Raw genomic sequence first — 19447 nt, forward strand, 5'->3', positions numbered from 1 at the left:
TATAAGATACGATGAGCGCGTAAAAATAGCTCTCAATAGCAGCTGAATTGATGGTTGACAGGCTGATGTTGATTGCACAGCCAGTCTGATGGCGGTGCAATCTTTTGATGTGTTTTTGACTATGCTTATAACAGCGAAAGTGCAGGGTTGGCTTCGGCTTGGTTATCCGCAGTTGGTTTGTTATCGGATGTACTGTTCAGCGATATCCGATTGCCTGCACCTGTGGTGGCCAAGCGGAATTCTTCTTGCTGCTGATGCCAGGCAATAATTTTGTGGTAGTTGAGTACGTTGTCCACAAATTTGACGGGTTCCCAACCGCGCATGTAACCGTGTTTGGCACGGCTGTAGTACTGATGTTTGGATAACAATGGCATATATTTGCGTACATCTTCCCACTTGCTGGGGTTGCCGCCCATGCGCTCGGTGAGTACACGGGCATCCTCCAGGTGACCTAAGCCTTGGTTGTAGGCAGCCAGAGCGAAGTAAAGCCGCTCCTCACCTTCAATTCGCTGTGGTAGGCGTTCCAGTAGCAATCGCAAGTATTTGGCGCCGCCGTAAATGCTTTGTTGTGGGTTTTCGCGATCTTTAATTCCCATCGCCTTGGCCGTTTTTTTGGTCAGCATCATCAGGCCACGAACGCCAGTATGGGAGCGCGCATCGGCTTTCCAATGGGACTCCTGATAACTGATGGCGGCGAGCAACTGCCAATCCAGATCAAATTCTGTTGCTGCCGCTTTCATATCGTCTAACCATTGAGGCAGGCGTTGCTCCAAGCGGTAGGTGAGCGCCATAGCTTCACCGGTGGTGACTTCCTGTATATGACGGTCAAAAAATTCTTCGGTTACTCTAGCGAGGGTGCCGTCTGCCCGGATGCTATTCAAGTAGTCCTGCGCGGCTGCAAATAGCGAATTATCCTGGCTTTGTGGGAAAGCCCAAGCCAAGGCTTGTGGATCGCTGAGGTCAAAGGCTAGTTGCGCTCTTGGGTAGGAATAGCGATTTAATTCATAGGCGCTCGAATCTATGACGGCATAATCAGCTTCGCCTTTATTTACCAATTCAAGCAGGTCAATCATTTCGGCATCGACTTCGCGCCAGTGTATTTCCGGAAAGTTGGCGCGCAATACAGTCAGGCGCTCTTTGTGGGACGCGCTATCAACTATCAACACCTCTTTACCTTTAAGCGCCTCTGCATCGCCAGGTTGACCTTTGCGATTGTTGTAGATGAGTTGTTGCGTGACTTCCATAAAGGGAGTCGCAAAACTGAGCTGCCTGTTTTTGCTCTCTAATGAACTCAAGCCGGCGGCAGCAAAATGGTATTTTTTGTTTTCAACAGCAGACAGCATTGAATCCAGATTGGATTCGTCTTCCAGGATCAGGCGAACACCCAATGAATCAGCAAAACCCTTTACCAGATTGTATTCAAACCCGGTAAGGCCATTAGGGCCTTCGTAATAGGTTGTAGGGCCATTGCTTGAAAGCACGCGCAATTCGCCTGTTTCAAGTACCTGCTCCAGCTGGGTTGGAGGGGTGCTACGTACCAGCACTAGGCTGCTGGCAATAAGTAAAGAGCCGATGATGAGGCTCAGGATGGACTTAATCACTACCAAAAAAGGTTTGCGAATTTCCATAAAGGGTTACTCCGGTTTCTGAACTGCATCGCCCGAAAGGGTGTTCTATTTCGTGTGTGCGCATTCATGCCGAATCCAAATCCATTAATGACCCGTGCAAATACCCAGCCATGGTATAGGCAGTTTTTTATCGTGCCTAGCTTGTTTTTTGATCACATATAGGCTAGCGGATTGATTGTTATTTGACCTATTTTGCCTGGGTGTCACTGCTGACAAGGCTTTTGACGTTTTTCAGGCGGTATTGTTTGGCCGACAAACGGTAAAAAAAATGCCAATAAATGTTATTTTTTGGCTGGTTTTGGGGTGTTCTCATTGCCCCAAAGCGGTACATGCCGTAAATTTTTGTTAAAAATCTGCACAAAAAGCCAGCAAATTTAAGAACTTATGGGCATAAGGCGGGTGCCTGCTCACCGCTATTTAGTGTTTTACCGCTCTTTTGTGATTTCAGAAGTCCCGCCTCACTGATCAGGGCATGCACTGCCAGCGCCGGATAAAAACCTGCCTGAAGCCTCGTTAAATCCAGTACAATAGCCGCCTTTTTCAATTCCCCCGATGCTGAGGCTCTTCCCACTATGCTGATTCTGCGTGGCGCTCCCGCTCTTTCCAGTTTCCGTACTCAAAAACTCCTAGCTACCCTCCAACAGCGCGTACCGGCGGTGATGGGTGTCAGCTCTGAATTTGTACATTTCGCCAACTTGTCTGCGCCCTTGAGCACTGAGCAAGAGCAAGTATTGCAACAGCTTTTAACCTACGGCCCTAAAGTCGAGGGCGAAGTGAATCACGAGGGTGAGTTATTTTTGGTGGTGCCACGCTTGGGCACTATCTCTCCCTGGGCATCCAAGGCCACAGATATTGCCAAAAACACTGGCTTGGCAGCGGTAAAACGCGTTGAGCGTGGTGTTGCTTATTATGTGCAGGGCGCTATTACCGCTGTTGATCGCGCGGCTATTACTGCCATATTGCATGACCGTATGGTGGAAACCGTATTTGACAGTCTAAGCGCTGCCGAGCAGATCTTCGCCGCCCAAGAGCCGGCGCCACAAACCAGTGTGGACATTCTGGGTGGCGGGCGCACAGCACTTGTTGAAGCCAACAAATCACTGGGTCTGGCTCTGGCAGAAGATGAAATAGATTATCTGGTAGACGCCTTCCAAACCCTCGGTCGCAATCCGGTCGATGTGGAATTGATGATGTTTGCCCAGGCTAACTCTGAACACTGTCGCCATAAAATCTTTAATGCTTCCTGGACTATCGACGGTGTTGAGCAAGAGCGCAGCCTGTTCAAGATGATCAAAAACACCAACGAATTGGGTGGCGATAACGTGCTTTCCGCCTACGCCGATAACGCGGCGGTAGTTGTTGGTCACGAAGCAGGGCGCTTCTATCCAAATCCTGAAACTAAAGCTTACGAGTATCATCAAGAGCCAATTCATCTATTAATGAAGGTAGAGACTCACAACCACCCCACCGCAATTTCGCCTTTCTCGGGTGCGGGCACAGGTTCTGGTGGTGAGATTCGCGATGAAGGTGCGGTAGGGCGCGGCTCCAAACCTAAAGTGGGTTTGAATGGTTTTACCGTGTCTAACCTGCAAATCCCCGGTTTTGAACAACCTTGGGAACTTTCCTTAGGAAAAGGCGGCTACGGCAAACCAGGTCGCATAGTGACGCCGTTGGACATCATGATTGAAGGCCCACTGGGTGGTGCGGCGTTTAACAACGAATTTGGTCGCCCGAATATCTGCGGTTATTTCCGTACCTTTGAAGAAGATTTTGACGGTGAGCGCCGCGGTTACCACAAGCCGATTATGCTCGCTGGAGGTTACGGCAACATCAAAGCCGAACATATTGAAAAACCGCCCTTTAATGCCGGCACCAAGTTGGTCGTGCTGGGTGGCCCAGCGATGCTGATTGGTTTGGGCGGCGGTGCGGCCTCCTCTATGGCATCGGGTTCGTCCTCTGAGGATTTGGATTTTGCCTCGGTGCAGCGTCAAAACCCGGAAATTGAACGCCGCTGTCAGGAAGTTATCGACGCCTGCTGGCAGCAGGGTGAGCAAAACCCTATCGCCTTTATCCACGATGTGGGCGCGGGCGGTTTATCCAACGCCTTCCCTGAATTGGTGAAAGACGGCGGTACTGGCGGCAAGTTTGAGCTGCGCAATGTGCCTAACGACGAACCCGGTATGAGCCCGCTGGCGATTTGGTGTAACGAATCCCAGGAGCGCTATGTTTTGGCGATTAAACCGGCTGATCTGCCACGTTTTGAGGCTATCTGCCAGCGTGAGCGCGCGCCTTATGCGGTGGTGGGTGAGGCGACGGACGAGAAGCATTTGCTGGTGAACGACAAGCACTTCGACGCTAAACCGGTTGACCTGCCCATGTCAGTATTATTCGGCAAGCCGCCCAAAATGCACCGCACCGCGCAAGCGCACAAGGCAGCGCTGGTGCCTTTCTCTACCGAAGATATCAACATTAATGATGCTGCCGAGCGCGTGTTAAAACACCCGGCGGTTGCGAGCAAAAACTTCCTGATCACCATTGGCGACCGCTCGGTGACCGGCATGGTGGTACGCGATCAAATGGTCGGCCCCTGGCAGGTGCCAGTGGCGGACTGCGCAGTCACTACCGTGAGTTACGACAGCATCAAGGGTGAAGCCATGAGCATGGGTGAGCGCACGCCGCTGGCGCTGCTGGATGCTCCCGCCTCCGGCCGCATGGCGATTGCTGAAGCCATCACCAACATTGCTGCGACGCGCATTGAAAAACTCTCTGATGTAAAACTCTCGGCTAACTGGATGTGCGCCGCTGGCCACAAAGGTGAAGACGAAAAACTCTATCGCACCGTGCAGGCAGTGGGTATGGAACTCTGCCCGGAGCTGGGCATTACTATTCCGGTGGGTAAGGACTCCATGTCCATGCGCACCGCCTGGAAAGACGGCGATAAAGACAAGGCGGTGACTGCACCTCTCTCGCTAGTGATTTCCGCGTTCGCGCCGGTAGTGGATGTACGCCAAACCCTGACCCCGCAATTGCGCACCGATAAGGGCGCCACTGACCTGATTCTGGTTGACCTGGGTAACGGCAAAAATCGCTTGGGCGGTTCGATTCTGGCGCAGGTATACAACCAAATGGGCGATGCAGCAGCCGATTTGGATTCCGGCGCCCAACTCAAGGGTTTCTTTAATGCCATGCAGGCGAGCCTGGCGGCGAATGACATCATCGCCTACCACGACCGCAGTGACGGCGGGTTGTTTGCCACTATCGCTGAAATGGCCTTTGCTGGTCATACCGGTGTTGATATCAACCTCGATGGTTTGGGTGAAGATGCGCTGGCGGTGCTGTTCAGCGAAGAGGCGGGTGCGGTGCTGCAAGTGGCGCGCGATAAATCCGCGGCGGTACAGGCGCGTTTCACCGCCGCCGGCATCAGCCATGTAGCTGTGATTGGTCAGTTAAACGACGAAGACACCCTGCGCATCAGTGCGAGTGGCGCGGTGATTTTTGATCAGGCGCGCGCGGCACTGCAGAGTCTCTGGGCGGAAACCAGCTATCGCATCCAAGCACTGCGCGATAACCCTGCCTGCGCGCAATCTGAGTTTGATGGCATCCTCAAGTCTGACCCGGGTTTGAGTGTCAAACTCAGCTTTGACCAAAACGAAGATGTTGCTGCACCCTTCATCAACACCGGCGTGCGCCCGAGCATTGCCGTGCTGCGTGAGCAGGGTGTGAACGGTCATGTGGAAATGGCAGCCGCGTTTGATCGCGCAGGCTTCAATGCTGTGGACGTTCACATGAGCGATTTGCTCTCCGGTCGGGTATCGCTGGAAGCGTTCAAAGGTCTGGTGGCCTGTGGTGGTTTCTCTTATGGCGATGTGTTGGGCGCGGGTGAAGGCTGGTCCAAAACCATTCTGTTCAACAACAAGGTGCGCGATGAATTCGAGCGCTTCTTCCATCGCAATGACACCTTCAGCCTAGGCGTGTGTAATGGTTGCCAGATGATGTCCAACCTGAAAAACCTTATCCCCGGTGCTGATCACTGGCCGCGTTTTGTGCGCAACCTGTCTGAGCAGTTTGAGGCGCGTTTCAGTTTGGTACAGGTGCAGGAATCTTCATCGGTATTGTTCAAGGGCATGGCTGGCTCGCATATGCCGGTTGCTGTGGCGCACGGTGAAGGTTATGCCGAGTTTGCTAACGCCGATGCACTGCAGCGTTGTAATCAAAGCGGCACAGTGGCATTGCGTTTTATCGACAACCACTTAAACGCCACCGAAACCTATCCGGCTAACCCCAACGGTTCGCCCTTGGGTATCACCAGTGTGGCCAGTAAAGATGGCCGCGTGACCATTATGATGCCGCACCCCGAGCGGGTATTCCGCGCGGTTACCAACTCCTGGAAACCGGATAATTGGCAAGACGATGGCGCCTGGTTGCGCCTGTTCCGCAATGCGCGTGTGTTTGTGCAGTAATTTCTGCACCTGAAACACCACACAAAAAAAGAGGCTTAGGCCTCTTTTTTTGTGCGTGCAATTCCGGCGTATCGACTGCTGATCATCGGTTCTGAGGTTTATTGGCGCTTAGGAGGCACAATTTATTACAGCTATGACGAAGCTGCCTTTGCATACTGGGTTAATCAAAAACCATGCATAGTTAACAATAAAAGGAGCAGCTGGTATGCGTTTTTCAAAAAGTTTGGCCGTGGCAATCAGTATTTTTCTGGTGTTATTACTGTCCGCCTGCGGCGGCAGCAGCGACTTACCCAAACCTTCCATGACCCTGGAATACGAGGGATTGCATGGCCGTATTATCGCTCGTCTATACCGTGACGAGCAGACTCTTCTGGCTGCGACGGATAAAGGGTTGTATCGCAAGCAGCAAGGCACAGCGTGGCAATTGGCCGGTTTGGAGGAGCGCGATATTTTGGATGTCGCCGTTATTGCTTCTGGTCACTATATTGCGACGACAGAATTGGAATATGAAGATGCGTTTGAATATCGCCTGTTTGAAACGCTAAATGCAGGTCAAAGTTGGCAGGAAATTAACCATAACTTTGGTGGCGACGAAGGCCCGGAGGCTATTTATGGTTTGCATTACGATGCTGATAATCGCGCGCTTTATGCTACCGGCATAGAATCGCTAGCGGCATCCTATGACGAGGGGCGCAGCTGGGTTTTGTTGGAAGGTTTGTGGCACGCGTTTGGACAGCGCAAGACGATTGTTAAACGCAACCCGGCGACTAACGAGATTTGGTTTGGTGGGCAAAACGCCTTTGAACAGTTGGTACTGCGGGTTTACTCCCTGGATACCGGTGAGGTTCGCGGTTACAGCGATTTATTGCCTAATCCCAGCGTCATCTACGGTATTCAATTTGATCCCGCCCGCCCTGATTGGGTATTGGTGTCGGGTGAAGGTGGGGTTTTAGCCAGTGAAGATCGCGGCGCAAATTGGACAACATTAATTGGTGATGTGGATTACCGGTTTTATTTTGATGTGGCTACAGATCCACAGAATTCGAACCGGCTATATACCGGTGGTTGGGATAAAAATTGGGACAGTCCACAGCTGCTGGTTTTTGAAGTATCCGAGGATGGCGGCGCGACCTGGAAACAACATAGCTATTCTGACCCAACATTTTTTGGCGGTGTGCGCAGTATGATTTCTGTGGTTGAAAAGGGTAAAACGCGCGTATATTTAGGGCTGTATCGTGGCGGTGTCATGAAGGTGACAATTTTGTAAATGCATCTGCAGCCCAGTACCTGATGGTTGCAAGTTTACTCTCCCGTCTTCAAGTTCCGAATCAAAGGTAGGTGTGTGATGAAACTATTAATCAATAATCCCGGTGTGACACTCTCAGTGATATTTCTAACAGCGAGCCTGCTCAGTGGTTGCTCCATAACCAAGCCCCACGAACAAGAAGCAGCGCGCAAAGCGGATCAAGCGGGTTTAAGCGCGGTGGAAAAAAGCCGTTTCGATGGCACTTTTGTGGCACCTAACGCGCAGTTTGCCCATTACAAGGCATTACTTGTGGAACAGTTGGATTTAAGTGAAGTGAAAATCCGCAAACAAACCCCGGAGAAAATTAATGACACACCTTGGGAGTTAAGCGACGCTGATCGTCGTTATTACCAGGAGCGCTATAGCGAAGCCCTCATGAATAACCTGATTGCCGATGGTCGTTTCACTACGTCATTACAAGCCGGTGCTGATGTGTTGCAAATAAAAGCCAAGGTCCTGGAAATTGCTCCTTTGGCGAGTAAAGACGATTCCAAAGGTCGCCCCACGATGATGAAAGTGTACAGTGAAGGCATGGGAACCATGACGTTGGAACTTACGTTGATTGATTCCACGACGGGTAAATTATTGGCGATTATTACTGACCGTCGCGATTTGGGACGTATATGGGAGGAGAACAACCGGGTCACCAACAATATCCAAATCCGTCTGGCCTTTAATCAGTGGTTGCGTAATTTGCGTACCGAGTTGGATCGTTTGTCCGCTAAATAAATGCAGCGGTCGCTGCTTTAAAACTGCATCAGTCTCACAAGCTGTTATCAATAAAAAAGGGGAAGGTCATTGCTGACCTTCCCCTTTTTTTGCGCGTTTGGCGCTGGGCGATTACTGCAGATCGTCCAAATATTTTTCAGCGTCCAATGCCGCCATACAACCGGCGCCGGAGGAGGTGATAGCCTGACGATAGATATGGTCAGCAACATCGCCCGCAGCAAATACACCGGGAATATTAGTGGCAGTAGCGTTGCCTTCCAGTCCGCTTTTCACTTTGATGTAGCCATTGTGCATATCCAGCTGGCCTTCAAAAATGTCGGTGTTAGGTTTGTGACCAATGGCGATAAACACACCGGCCACATCAATTTCCTGGGTGGCGCCATCCTGTGTGCTCTTCAGGCGCAGGCCGGTCACGCCGGAATCGTTCCCCAGAACTTCCTCTAACTGATGGTTCCAAATCACTTTGATGTTGCCGTTAGCGACCTTGGCCATGAGTTTGTCTTGCAGGATTTTCTCTGATTTCAGCTTGTCGCGACGATGAATCAGGGTAACTTCGCTGGCAATGTTAGACAGATAGAGTGCTTCTTCAACCGCAGTATTACCACCGCCGACTACAGCAACTTTCTGGCCGCGATAAAAGAAACCATCACAGGTGGCACAGGCGCTAACACCTTTACCCATAAAAGCCTCTTCCGAAGGCAAACCCAAATATTGGGCTGAGGCACCGGTAGAAATAATCAGCGCATCACAGGTGTAGGTGTTGGAACCTATCAGCTTAAACGGGCGCTCGGTCAGAATGGTTTCATGAATGTGGTCGAAGACGATTTGAGTATCAAAACGCTCGGCATGTTGTTGCATTTGCACCATCAGGTCAGGGCCTTGCAAGTCATGTACACCACCGGGCCAGTTTTCCACTTCAGTGGTGGTGGTTAACTGACCACCCTGTTGCATGCCGGTAATTACCACGGGTTTAAGGTTGGCGCGGGCTGCATATATGGCGGCGGTGTAACCAGCGGGGCCGGAGCCGAGGATAATTAAACGGTGGTGCTGTACGTCACTCATAGTAAATCCTTGATGTTAAACAGAAAAAATGAAGGAAAAAACAAACCCAAAAGGAACCCCACGGGGTTTTAATGATGTGGGCATGGCCATTTAATGTGGGGGCATGATAGGCGAATCGCAATAGCGGCGCAAAATTGTCTGGCTCAATCTGCCGTATTAGGTTTGGCTATTTGCCTCGCGCACAATCATCCCGTGAGAGCATTTAAAACGGACAAGCGATTGCTCCATTCGTTGGCGTTGTGATCGCGCAGGAATTGCTCAAAGGCGGCGGGCGGCAATGGTTTGGAGAATAAATAGCCCTGCAGCAGGTCTGCGCCATAGTCGCGGCAAATAAGCGCTTGTTCGCGGGTTTCGACGCCTTCCACCACCACAATCAAATCCAGGCTTTTGGCAAACACAATCATGGCGCGCAATATCCGGCAATCGGCTGGGTTGGTAGGTACGCCTTGCACAAATTTGCGGTCGATTTTTAATGTGCGTGCGGGCAGCTCTTTGAGGTAGGAAATAGAGGAATAACCTGTACCAAAATCGTCCACGGCTATATCTATTCCATAATCGCGAATCATCTGTAATTTCTGGGCCGTGCGCCCGAGGTTTTCGATCAGGATAGATTCAGTAATCTCAAGGCTTACACAGTGCCCCGGTAAACCACATAGATTGAGGTCAGTAATGATGGCGCTGTACAGGTCTTCATCCGTCAGTAACTGTGCGCACACATTAAATTTCATATTGAACTCATCGTTGACCAAGCCTTGATGTCGCCATTGGGACAACTGCTTGCAGGCATTCAAGCGGCTGCGCGAATCAATCTCGCTGATCAGGCCAATTTCTTCAGCCAGGGCGATAAATTCATTGGGTGGCAGTATGCCGCGCTCGGGGTGATCCCAGCGGATTAAACCTTCGGCACCGCAGACCTGCAAAGTTTGTGCATCCACAATTGGCTGATAAAAAAGCACAAAGTGATCGGTGGGAATGAGCGCGCGCAATTCTTTTTCCATGCGCAGCCGCTCTTCCATTTGTGCTTGCATCGCCGGTGAAAAAAACTGGTAATTGTCACGGCCATCTTGTTTGGCACGATACATAGCCATATCGGCCGCTTTGAGTAAATCGCTCGCGCTATCACCGGCTTCGGGGTAGGTGGCTATGCCTATGCTGCTGGAAATACTGTGTTCGTTATTGCCCACCATAATTGGCTTGCGCAAATCATCCAAAATGCGCTGCGCCAATTGGCAGATGGCCTCGTGGTTTTCAAAGTTGTGCGCGAGGATTGCAAATTCATCGCCGCCCAGCCTGCATACCACATCACCCGCGCGCACAACATGTACCAGCCGCTGCGCAACTTCTTTGAGCACCTGATCGCCGATTACATGACCCAAGCCATCGTTGATAAATTTAAAATTGTCCAAATCCAAAAAAAGTAATGCCAATTGATCTTGTTGGCGTTTGGTGCGCTGGATTGCAGCGCGCAAACTTTCATCAAAGTAATAACGATTGGCAAGCCCGGTGAGCGAATCATTTTCAGCCAGGGCTCGCAGACGCTGATGGCTTTCCTGTAACTGATGCTCCAGTTCGTGGCGCGCACGGGCATGGGTAATCGCGCGGGTTAAATGTTTGTGGGCAATTTCCGATTTAAATAGTACATCCTGCGCACCGGCTTCAATAAATTCGCGCTCCAGGTCTTCATCGGCGCTGGCACCGGTAAGGATAATGACGGCGGCATGGTGATTGGGGTGTTTAGCCAGTAATTGCAGCACTTCCATCCCATCAATATCTGGCAGGCGATAGTCGAGTAGTACCGCATCAAAATCTTCGCTATCAAATTGTTCCAGCCCTTCTTTAGCGGAACTTGCCTGGGCAATAGTGATGTCCCATTCAGATTTTCTGAATGTGCGAACAATCGCCTGTCGATCCAGTTCATTGTCATCAATTAATAGTAGCTTCATGCAAATTAGATCTCCGGGTTTTAACGCCAGGGTTACTGTTGGCTATCGGGTAATTCGATCACGCGCCAATAGTGATCAAGCAGCCCAATCACCTGCATAAAATCGCTATCCATGCGCTGTTTAAGTAAATAGCCCGCCACATGTTCACGGTAGGCCGCCAAAATATCTTCATCAGATTTGGATGTGGTCAGTACAAACACTACCGCATGGGTAAGTTCCGGGTCTGCGCGCAACACTTCCAAAAATTCTATGCCATTCATGCGCGGCATATTGATATCCAGCAGGATAATGTAAGGGGTAGGAACATCGCCATTACGCAACATTTCAAGCGCTTCCAAACCGTCTTTGGCGCGGTAAAGCGGGTTGAGTAGTTTTAGCTTGTGCAGTGCACGGCGCAGCGCGGTAGCATCAATGTCGTCGTCATCAATAATTAACAAACTCACGGTTTTAAACTGGCTCAGGTGTAAATTGGGGTAGGGTTTATCACTCATTTTTGTTTCCCTTGCTAATGTGTTCTGGCCAACTGAAGTAAAAGCAGCAACCACGCCCTGCGGATTCCAAGCGAATTTGGCCACCATAATTAGCGACAATTTTTTTGATCAAGGCCAAGCCCATGCCGCTGCCTTCCAATTCGTCGCGTGGTTTCAGGGTTTGGAACATGCCAAAAACCCGCTGCTGGAATTTTTCCGGAATACCCGGGCCATCATCACAGATGCTAAATTCATAAAAATGATTGGGTAGTTGCTGGCAAGCGACACGAATAACACCTTGATCCAGGTCATGGTGCTTGATGGCATTGGAAAAGAAATTGCGTAGGATCTGTTCAAACGGGGTGCTGAGAGTAGTAAAACGTGGCAAGTTGTCAGCCAACTCAAGGCGCAAACCGGGTTTGGTGTTTTGAATTTCAAAAAGTTCTTTTGCCATGTGTGCGACATCAATCTCAACCAAATTGCCATCGGTTTTTCCGGCGCGATAAAAAATCAATAAATCATCCAACAGTTTTTCCATCCGCTGGATGCGATTGCGCAGCATGGCGGTGTGTTTATTAACTTCGGAGAATTGTTGTTCTTCTAAATCTTCATCAATCCAGGTTGAGAGCTGGGCAATACCGCGCAGTGGTGATTTCAAATCGTGTGAGGCGACATAAGCAAAGGTTTCCAGCTCTTTATTGGTTTGTGCTAACTGGTGGTTAATATTTTCCAGTTTGGTTTGATGGCTGGCGAGCAGGGCAGTTGATTTATCCCTCTCATCAATATTCTGGGCAAAAACCTTCAGTGTTTTCGCCATATCGCCAACGTCTTTTGGGTGATCCAAAAAGGGAATCGGCGTAGCGGTATTTCCTTGCGCAAGCGCTATCATAGTCATGCGCAGTTGTTGCAGTTGCCAGCTTAAGCTGCGTGTAATCAAGGCGGCCACTAAAAAACCCGCCAATAAAACGCCAAACATTACCGTTAACATCAGGTTGCCTGCGTGATTTTTCGTGAGCAGCGCCTGCTCGTTGAGCGACTGCATTTCTGTTTGCGACTGGGCGATAATTTCGTCGCAGAGTTGTTCCAGTTGTTGTGTGTATTCCTGGCTATTGATAAGCGCTATGTTGCGATAGTGTTCTATGTTGCCTGCTTGTAATTGTTGGTAAGTATCCAGAAGTAGGCTTTGCCACTCGGTTAAAGTGCTTCGTAGTCTGTGAGTGGTATCGTTAAATTGTGTTTGCTTATCCAGATGAGCAACTTCAGTCAGAATTTTTTCTGCGGATGCCTGAATAAATTGCGGCAGGTTTCGCTCTTGCATAAGTTCCGGTGCAACGGCTATATCTTTCACACTGCGATTAAGTTTCCCCACATGAGCTTTAATGCGTAGTGTTGCGTTGGTCACTTGAAGCGGGCCGGAATAAAGTTCTTGCGAAATATTCGCCACGCTGTTTATTTGCATCATGGCAATAGAGCCTATGGCTAAAAACAGCAGGCTCATAAAACCAAAACCGGTTACCAAACGGTTGAAAAAGTTAAGTCGATTAAACGCGTCGATAGCAGCTTGGGCGCGCAGGCTAATAATCGCCACGGCAAAAATAACTAAACCTAGCACTGTCTGTGGGGCAATTTTAATTCCCAGCCACAAATAATGCGGCAATAATCCAAACCCTTGGCCCAGCAGTGCAGCGGTGGTTATGAGTATTATCAATATGCAGGTGAGTGAAGCCGCGAGAGAGGCATTGCCTGTTTCCTGACGCGCCAGTAATAGTGCGCCGCCGGCGAGTAAAAAAGCGCTACTGGTAACGGGTGATATGGGCTGACTGCGCGCGGGCGGTTCGCTCAACAAAATTTCAAACCAATCAGTGGTGTGTAGTTCCAGTTCGGTGAGTAAATCAATCAGGGTAACCAAGCCAATACCCCAGAGCACCGCGACGCTGCCCAATAAATAGGTTTGACGGTTTTTGAGTATGGCCATCAAACCCAGCCCGCAGGCAAGAAAACCCAGCGCGGTGTTGTAAGCCATTAGCGTCGCAAAGGGGTAAAGCGCCTCTAGCAGCTGCGGCGCATGCCAAGCGCTGAGCACTATCAGGCCCACCAGTATTAACAGGCTTGCCGCGCCCAGCATAATGACCGGGTGCTCCCTCCAGGGAGTAAATCTTTCAGGCATGGTTAATTGAGTCCGTGTAAAAAATCCTTCATTGGCGCATTTAATCCAGCTTTTAAGCAGTGACCTGCTATGAAATCGCCAACCGCACGACAAGAGTTTAGTCCAGACAATGAGAAATACTCTCAAAGTTGTTGAGCATAAATAAATAATTAGTATTTATAATTTTTTATACTGACTGGTGATAAAAAATCAGAATTTAACCGTCACCTAATAACAAACATTAATTATTTTCCGCTTCATTCTTTATTGTTGGTATAAGCTGTAGTGGTCAGCCGATTAATCAAAAAAGGTTTTTTGTTGAAATTGACGACAAAAAACTATTTTGTTGTTATGGTTAGTTGTGTGTAATTTTTAGCGCCAACCACTCTGGTTTGGCCATACTTTAATAAAAATATAGTCGCTGCCTACAGTGACCCCGACAAAGCAGTCAGTTCAATGCACTCGTTTAACAATAGGCTCAAAGCCTGGCTGGCAACACAATGCCAAATGCTGGGCGATGTCAGTGCCGCCATATTGGTTCAACTAAACGAAGGAACAGCCCATACCATTGCCAAGTGGCCCAACGCGGATGCTCCCGGCGAACCGCTGCAGCTGCTATTAACCCGGGCAATTGCCAAACAGCGGCTGCAATTGGAACAGTTGAATGAAGAAAGTTACCGCTTTGCCCAGCCGCTAATGATCGATGGGGTGTTCTGGGGAGTAATCGCCCTGGAGATTCGCCTTGCCGATAAAAAAGCCCTCACCGCCGCACTCAAGGAAATTAAGCTAGGGCAGTTTTGGTTGCAGTTTTTGCTGCATCAACAGTCGCCAGCGAATGAGCAACAGCCCCCTGTCCAGGCCTTATCCAGTTCTGCCCATGCAGCGCAAGCGTCAGATCAACTCTCTGTTGCTCTGCAGTTGGCGGTCAAGTTATTAAAGGAAAACTCCTTGCAGGAAGTGGCGATCAGTCTGGTCAATACACTTGCCAGTCAGCTCGGCGCCCTGCGAGTTAGCCTTGGGCTTATCCACAAACAACATCTGAAATTGCAAGCAGTGTCCAACTCTGCAAACTTCGACTCGCGTACTCAGGCAATGCAGGCGGTGAATCAGGCCATGCAAGAAGCCCTGGAGCAGGGCATGAGTGTTACTTATTCCCTTCAGGCTGACAGTCAAACCGGAGGCTTGTTGGTTCGCGCACATCAGCAACTTTTGCAGCTGCAGCAAGTGCAAGCCGTGAGTAGTTTTCCGTTGCGCAAAAATGATCGGTTATTGGGCGTGCTGACTATCGAATTAGATAAACACGCCCAGCTCAGTGCCGAGCAGCAGGCTTTTATTGACACTGCCTTGCCACTTTGTGGCGGAGTTATTGCCCTGTGGCAGGATGCAAGTGCCGGTGTTTCGCAGCGTTTTGCTCAGTGGCTGGGTGCAAGAGTGCAGCGCTGGTTGGGCGGTGAAAATTGGCTGGGGCGCTCAGTGGCGGTGGGTTTGGCACTGCTGTTGGTTGCCATGTTTATACCTGCTACCTATCGCGTCACTGCAGATGCTGTATTGCAGGCTACGGAAAAATATCTGGTAGTTGCTCCCCATGACGGTTATCTGGGGGAGGTGCTGGTGCGCCCGGGGGATAGCGTAAAAAAATCCTCGCCCTTGGCTTCATTAAAAGACGATGACTTGCTGCTGGAGCGGCGCAAATTGGCCAGCCAAGTGCAGCGTTATCGTCAAGCCTATGATGCGGCTCTGGCCAATGCTGATCGCGTCGAAGCGGCCATCGCCAACGCGCAGATGGATCAAGCCAGCATTCAATTGCGCTTAATTGAGCAGCAATTGCAGCGCACCAAATTATTGGCGCCTATCGATGGCATTCTGGTGTCTGATGACATCTCCCAAAAACAGGGCGCGCCGCTCAAACAAGGTGACCTGTTATTTGAATTGGCGGCAGCTAATGAATATCGCGTGCAAATGTTTGTGGATGAGCGCGATATCGCCGCTATTGCTGCAGGGCAATCAGCGCACGTGAAATTTACCAGTTTGCCGAATCAGCTGTTTGCGGCCCAGGTAAAAACCATTACCCCCATTAGTGAAGTGCGTGAAGGGCGCAATTATTTTCGTGTTGAGTTGCTCTTGGTTGGCAGCGATGCACAAACCGCATTGGAAATTTTGCGCCCTGGTATGACAGGCTCGGGAAAAATTCACACCGGCAAACGCGCACTGGGATGGATTTGGTTTCACGATCTTTGGTATTGGCTGCGGCTGAACCTGTGGTGATATGGCTGTGAACAATACCCACTCTTCCAGTAATGCCGTGTGGCAGCGCCTTGAGTCCTTAAGGCCATCGCTGCCGCGCCATATCCATATCCAGCGTCGCGATTACAAGGGCGAGCGCTGGTATTTATTGCAGGATAAAAGTAACGGTCGCTTTCATCGTTTGAGCCCACCCGCCTGGCGGCTTATTGGCGCTATGGATGGACGCAACAATCTGTCGCAAATTCTTGCGGCGGCTGCTCACGCTGAGTTTTATGAGCAGCCTGAAGATATTCCCACCCGTGATGATCTTATTCATCTGCTGCAATATTTGCATGTTGCCGATTTGTTGTTGTGCGATTTGCCGCCCAATACCCGCGAACTGTTTGCCCGTCAGGAGCAAAAAAAACAACAGCGCTGGTTGCGTTTGTTGATGAACCCGCTCACCTGGAATATCCCGCTAGGCAACCCTGATCGCCTGCTAGACAAGCTAATGCCAGTGGCGCGTTTGCTGGCGAGTCGAACTATGGGCATGGTGTGGTTATTGGTGGTGGGCTATGCACTGTTGCAGGCGGGCAATCACTGGAGTCAGCTCACTCAGGGGCAGTTGGAGCGTTTGTTATCGCCCACCAATTTGCTGTTGTTATGGCTCACTTATCCGCTTTTTAAAATATTGCACGAGCTAGGGCACGGTTTATTTACCAAAGTATGGGGTGGGCAAGTCAATGATTGTGGGCTGGTATTCGTTGTGGGCACGCCTTTGCCCTATGTGGATGCCAGTGCAGCGACTGGATTTCCTTCCAAACGCCAGCGGTTAATGGTGGGTGCTGCGGGCATGGCTGTGGAGCTATTTTTGGCAGCCTTGGCGCTGCTGCTGTGGATTCAATTACCAGCAGGTTTTGCGCGCGATTTTCTATACAACATTATTGTGATTGGCAGTGTTTCCACCTTGTTTTTTAATGGCAATCCGCTCATGCGTTTTGATGGTTACCATCTGCTGACCGATGCCTTTGATCTACCTAACCTTGCCACTCGCGCCAACCAGCAATTGAGTTACTTGTTGCGTCGCTATGCCTTTGGCGTGGGCGATATTGTTTCGCCCGCGCAAACCAAACCGGAAGCCGCTATTTTGGCGAGCTATGGTATGGCGGCGTTTATTTATCGCGTATTTATTTTGTTTTTTATTATTTTGCTGGTGGCGAGTTATTTTCCCAAGGCAGCGTTGATTATTGGTGCCTGGCTGATTTTCTTTCAATTGTTTTGGCCGCTTATCAAAGCAGTGCGCTTTTTATTAATCGACAAACAGCTGGGTGCCGTGCGCCAGCGTGCCTTGGTAATTTGCGGCAGTTTTATCATTCTGAGTGTGGCGGGATTAGCGTTGGTGCCAGTGCCAGAGTCTACCTCCGCCGAAGCAGTTGTGTGGTTGCCTGATGAGGCGCGTGTAAAAGTTGAATCCAGTGGCGAAGTGAAAGAACTATTGATCAACAATGGTGATCAGGTAACCCAAGGGCAGCTTCTGGCGCGTTTGCACAACCCGGTACTGGTTGCCAGTGTGGCGGAAAAGCGGGCGCAATTACGCGAATATCAAGCTCGCTACCAGCAGGCCTGGATTGATGATCGCGCACAAGCACAGCTATTGGAGCAGGACGTGAACGCGATTAACGCCGAGCTTGAGTTACTGCAAAAGCGGGTGAAAAATCTTGAAATACTCAGCCCTTCCCCGGGAGTGGTGCGTATTGTTCATCAACAGCATTTGCCGGGAAGTTTTTTTAAGCAGGGCGATGAATTAGCGCTTATTGAACGCGCCGATGCCCTTCGTGTTCGCGCTGCATTGCGGCAGGAAGAAATTGGTCTGGTGCGCCAATCCACCGGGCGCATTGCCGTGCGTTTGGCGAGTGAACCCTGGCGAACCATTGACGCGCAATTACCTGAGCAGCAACCCATCGCCACGTTTGAATTGCCCAGCCCGGTATTGGGCACGCAAGGTGGGGGGCGTTTGGCGGTGGACTCCAAACAACCCAGTGGCAAACAGGTGACCGAGCAGGTTTTTTTATTGGATTTACAATTGCCTGCTACTGAGCGGGCAGGGCATTACGGTGAGCGCGCTTTAGTGAAATTTATACATCCACCGCGGCCGCTGCTGGTACAGTGGTACACCGGTTTGCAGCAATTATTTATTCGTCATTTTGCATGATTTACCCGTATAAACAGATTATTCAGTATTTTTAAACTAGTCTTAGCTAACAAATAATTTTAAAAAAAGAGTCAACTATGCCTTCAGTTTTTTGTAACCGCTTCGCGTTGATCGGATCCGCTCATTTATCCGTGACCTCTGGGTTGTCGCTTGCCCGCAGTTCGCTGCTATTGGCCGCCAGTTTGATGGCAACCCATTCATTGGCACAAACTTCGGGGCCTGCCGAATTAAACTGCCGTATTGAACCCTCGATTGTGGTGGAAATGAGTAGCGCCGTAGAGGGCGTTATCAGTGAAGTATTGGTTGATAAAAATGATCAAGTTAACAAAGGCGATGTGGTTGCCCGTTTGGATGCTGGCCTTGAGCAGGCAACAGCCGAGCTTCGCCGTGTTCAGGCAGACTTGAATAGCGATGTGCAAGCACAGCAATTGGCGGTTGAATTTAGCAAGCGAGCCTTGGATCGGGTAACCGGGCTCTACGAGAAAAAAGCCGCATCCTTTTCTGAGTTGGATAAACTCAAAACAGAATATGCCATCGCCCAGCAGCAACTGCAGCAAGCATTGGATCGCAAACGCCAGGCTGAATTGGAACACAACCGCGCGCTGGCTGACCTTAAACGCCGCACCCTCACCAGCCCGATTGATGGTGTGGTTATCGAACGCTACAAACAGCCGGGCGAACACATAGATTTTGAGCCAGTGTTAAAAATTGCCCAGTTGGATCCTTTGCGGGTGGAGGTTTTTGCTCCCGCGAGCCTTTATGGAAAAGTGAAAGCGGGTGATATAGCCAAGGTGACGCCGGAATTGGGTGGTTTAAGCAAAAAATACCAAGCCACCGTGGAGTTGGTTGACCAAGTGATCGATGGCCCAAGCAATACCTTTGGAATTCGCCTATCCTTTCCTAACCCGGATAATCGTTTGCCCAGCGGTTTAAAATGCCGTGTTACCTTTGAAGGTGTTACTCTGGATTTGTTAGATACCCAGAGTTTGCCTTGATCAACCGGGTGTGTGAATATTGCTTTGTGCCTTTGATATTTTGTGATGGCAAAAAAGAGCAATAAAAATTGTTACAAACCTAAAAAAATATTATAAAAAAATATTGCAAGAAAAAATTATAAGAAGGTGCGAAAAGCGCCATTCATCTAGAAGAGCTGACGATAGTTTTACATGGGTAGATCTGGCCGTTTTCCATGGTGTGGAATCCGCCTGTCTACCACAAGGATGCAGTTTGGTGAAAACCAATCCTTAAACCTTGTTTGTACCCACGCA

11 protein-coding genes are annotated in these 19447 nt (G+C 50.0%); 6 read left to right on the plus strand and 5 right to left on the minus strand.

Annotated elements, in window-relative coordinates; translation table 11 throughout:
* Nucleotides 1-125: 125 nt before the first annotated feature.
* Entirely contained in the window at nucleotides 126-1628 is a 1503-nt protein-coding gene (gene mltF, locus ACFODX_RS06295; RefSeq protein WP_378117201.1) for a membrane-bound lytic murein transglycosylase MltF, read from the minus strand.
* Between the two features lie 572 nt (nucleotides 1629-2200).
* On the opposite strand from mltF, the gene purL reads away from it, so the two are divergent.
* The 3 genes from purL to ACFODX_RS06310 all read left to right on the plus strand — a co-directional run bounded on the left by purL (nucleotide 2201) and on the right by ACFODX_RS06310 (nucleotide 8123).
* The gene (gene purL / locus ACFODX_RS06300; RefSeq protein WP_378117203.1) at nucleotides 2201-6088 is read left to right on the plus strand and encodes a phosphoribosylformylglycinamidine synthase; all 3888 of its coding nucleotides are present in this window, start codon (nucleotides 2201-2203) and stop codon (nucleotides 6086-6088) included.
* Between the two features lie 205 nt (nucleotides 6089-6293).
* Nucleotides 6294-7355 carry a WD40/YVTN/BNR-like repeat-containing protein gene (locus tag ACFODX_RS06305; RefSeq protein WP_378117205.1) on the plus strand — a complete coding sequence of 354 codons (1062 nt, stop codon included), beginning with the start codon at nucleotides 6294-6296 and terminating at the stop codon, nucleotides 7353-7355.
* A gap of 78 nt (nucleotides 7356-7433) precedes the next feature.
* On the plus strand, nucleotides 7434-8123 hold the full coding sequence (locus ACFODX_RS06310) for a DUF3313 family protein (RefSeq protein WP_378118111.1): 690 nt from the start codon (nucleotides 7434-7436) through the stop codon (nucleotides 8121-8123).
* Between the two features lie 111 nt (nucleotides 8124-8234).
* Here ACFODX_RS06310 and trxB read toward each other — a convergent pair whose 3' ends face one another.
* The 4 genes from trxB to ACFODX_RS06330 form a co-directional block, all read right to left on the minus strand.
* Nucleotides 8235-9185, minus strand: a complete 951-nt coding sequence (gene trxB, locus ACFODX_RS06315) for a thioredoxin-disulfide reductase (RefSeq protein ID WP_378117207.1) — start codon at nucleotides 9183-9185, stop codon at nucleotides 8235-8237.
* A gap of 185 nt (nucleotides 9186-9370) precedes the next feature.
* The gene (locus ACFODX_RS06320) at nucleotides 9371-11128 is read right to left on the minus strand and encodes a putative bifunctional diguanylate cyclase/phosphodiesterase (RefSeq protein WP_378117209.1); all 1758 of its coding nucleotides are present in this window, start codon (nucleotides 11126-11128) and stop codon (nucleotides 9371-9373) included.
* A 32-nt stretch (nucleotides 11129-11160) separates the two neighbouring features.
* Nucleotides 11161-11619 (minus strand): response regulator, encoded by a 459-nt coding sequence (locus tag ACFODX_RS06325; RefSeq protein WP_378117211.1) that lies wholly within the window; start codon nucleotides 11617-11619, stop codon nucleotides 11161-11163.
* A complete protein-coding gene (locus tag ACFODX_RS06330) occupies nucleotides 11612-13765 on the minus strand; it encodes a sensor histidine kinase (protein WP_378117213.1) in 2154 nt (717 codons plus the stop codon). The genes ACFODX_RS06325 and ACFODX_RS06330 overlap by 8 nt, the downstream gene beginning before the upstream one ends.
* Nucleotides 13766-14200: 435 nt before the next feature.
* On the opposite strand from ACFODX_RS06330, the gene ACFODX_RS06335 reads away from it, so the two are divergent.
* The 3 genes from ACFODX_RS06335 to ACFODX_RS06345 all read left to right on the plus strand — a co-directional run bounded on the left by ACFODX_RS06335 (nucleotide 14201) and on the right by ACFODX_RS06345 (nucleotide 19174).
* On the plus strand, nucleotides 14201-16009 hold the full coding sequence (locus tag ACFODX_RS06335; RefSeq protein ID WP_378117215.1) for an efflux RND transporter periplasmic adaptor subunit: 1809 nt from the start codon (nucleotides 14201-14203) through the stop codon (nucleotides 16007-16009).
* Nucleotides 16010-16016: 7 nt separating this feature from the next.
* The gene (locus ACFODX_RS06340; RefSeq protein WP_378117217.1) at nucleotides 16017-18179 is read left to right on the plus strand and encodes an efflux RND transporter periplasmic adaptor subunit; all 2163 of its coding nucleotides are present in this window, start codon (nucleotides 16017-16019) and stop codon (nucleotides 18177-18179) included.
* Between the two features lie 77 nt (nucleotides 18180-18256).
* The gene (locus ACFODX_RS06345) at nucleotides 18257-19174 is read left to right on the plus strand and encodes an efflux RND transporter periplasmic adaptor subunit (RefSeq protein WP_378117219.1); all 918 of its coding nucleotides are present in this window, start codon (nucleotides 18257-18259) and stop codon (nucleotides 19172-19174) included.
* Nucleotides 19175-19447 lie beyond the last annotated feature (273 nt).

It is taken from the genome of Cellvibrio fontiphilus (genome assembly GCF_042646205.1).
GTDB classification, from domain to species: domain Bacteria; phylum Pseudomonadota; class Gammaproteobacteria; order Pseudomonadales; family Cellvibrionaceae; genus Cellvibrio; species Cellvibrio fontiphilus_A.

Excerpts from the sequence above, each read along its gene's own strand:
- ACFODX_RS06325 (WP_378117211.1), bottom strand. The coding sequence starts at position 11,619 with ATGAGTGATAAACCCTACCCCAATTTACACCTGAGCCAGTTTAAAACC.
- ACFODX_RS06335 (WP_378117215.1), top strand. The coding sequence starts at position 14,201 with ATGCACTCGTTTAACAATAGGCTCAAAGCCTGGCTGGCAACACAATGC.
- ACFODX_RS06310 (WP_378118111.1), top strand. The coding sequence starts at position 7,434 with ATGAAACTATTAATCAATAATCCCGGTGTGACACTCTCAGTGATATTT.
- mltF (WP_378117201.1), bottom strand. The coding sequence starts at position 1,628 with ATGGAAATTCGCAAACCTTTTTTGGTAGTGATTAAGTCCATCCTGAGC.
- trxB (WP_378117207.1), bottom strand. The coding sequence starts at position 9,185 with ATGAGTGACGTACAGCACCACCGTTTAATTATCCTCGGCTCCGGCCCC.
- ACFODX_RS06345 (WP_378117219.1), top strand. The coding sequence starts at position 18,257 with ATGCCTTCAGTTTTTTGTAACCGCTTCGCGTTGATCGGATCCGCTCAT.
- ACFODX_RS06305 (WP_378117205.1), top strand. The coding sequence starts at position 6,294 with ATGCGTTTTTCAAAAAGTTTGGCCGTGGCAATCAGTATTTTTCTGGTG.
- ACFODX_RS06330 (WP_378117213.1), bottom strand. The coding sequence starts at position 13,765 with ATGCCTGAAAGATTTACTCCCTGGAGGGAGCACCCGGTCATTATGCTG.
- purL (WP_378117203.1), top strand. The coding sequence starts at position 2,201 with ATGCTGATTCTGCGTGGCGCTCCCGCTCTTTCCAGTTTCCGTACTCAA.
- ACFODX_RS06320 (WP_378117209.1), bottom strand. The coding sequence starts at position 11,128 with ATGAAGCTACTATTAATTGATGACAATGAACTGGATCGACAGGCGATT.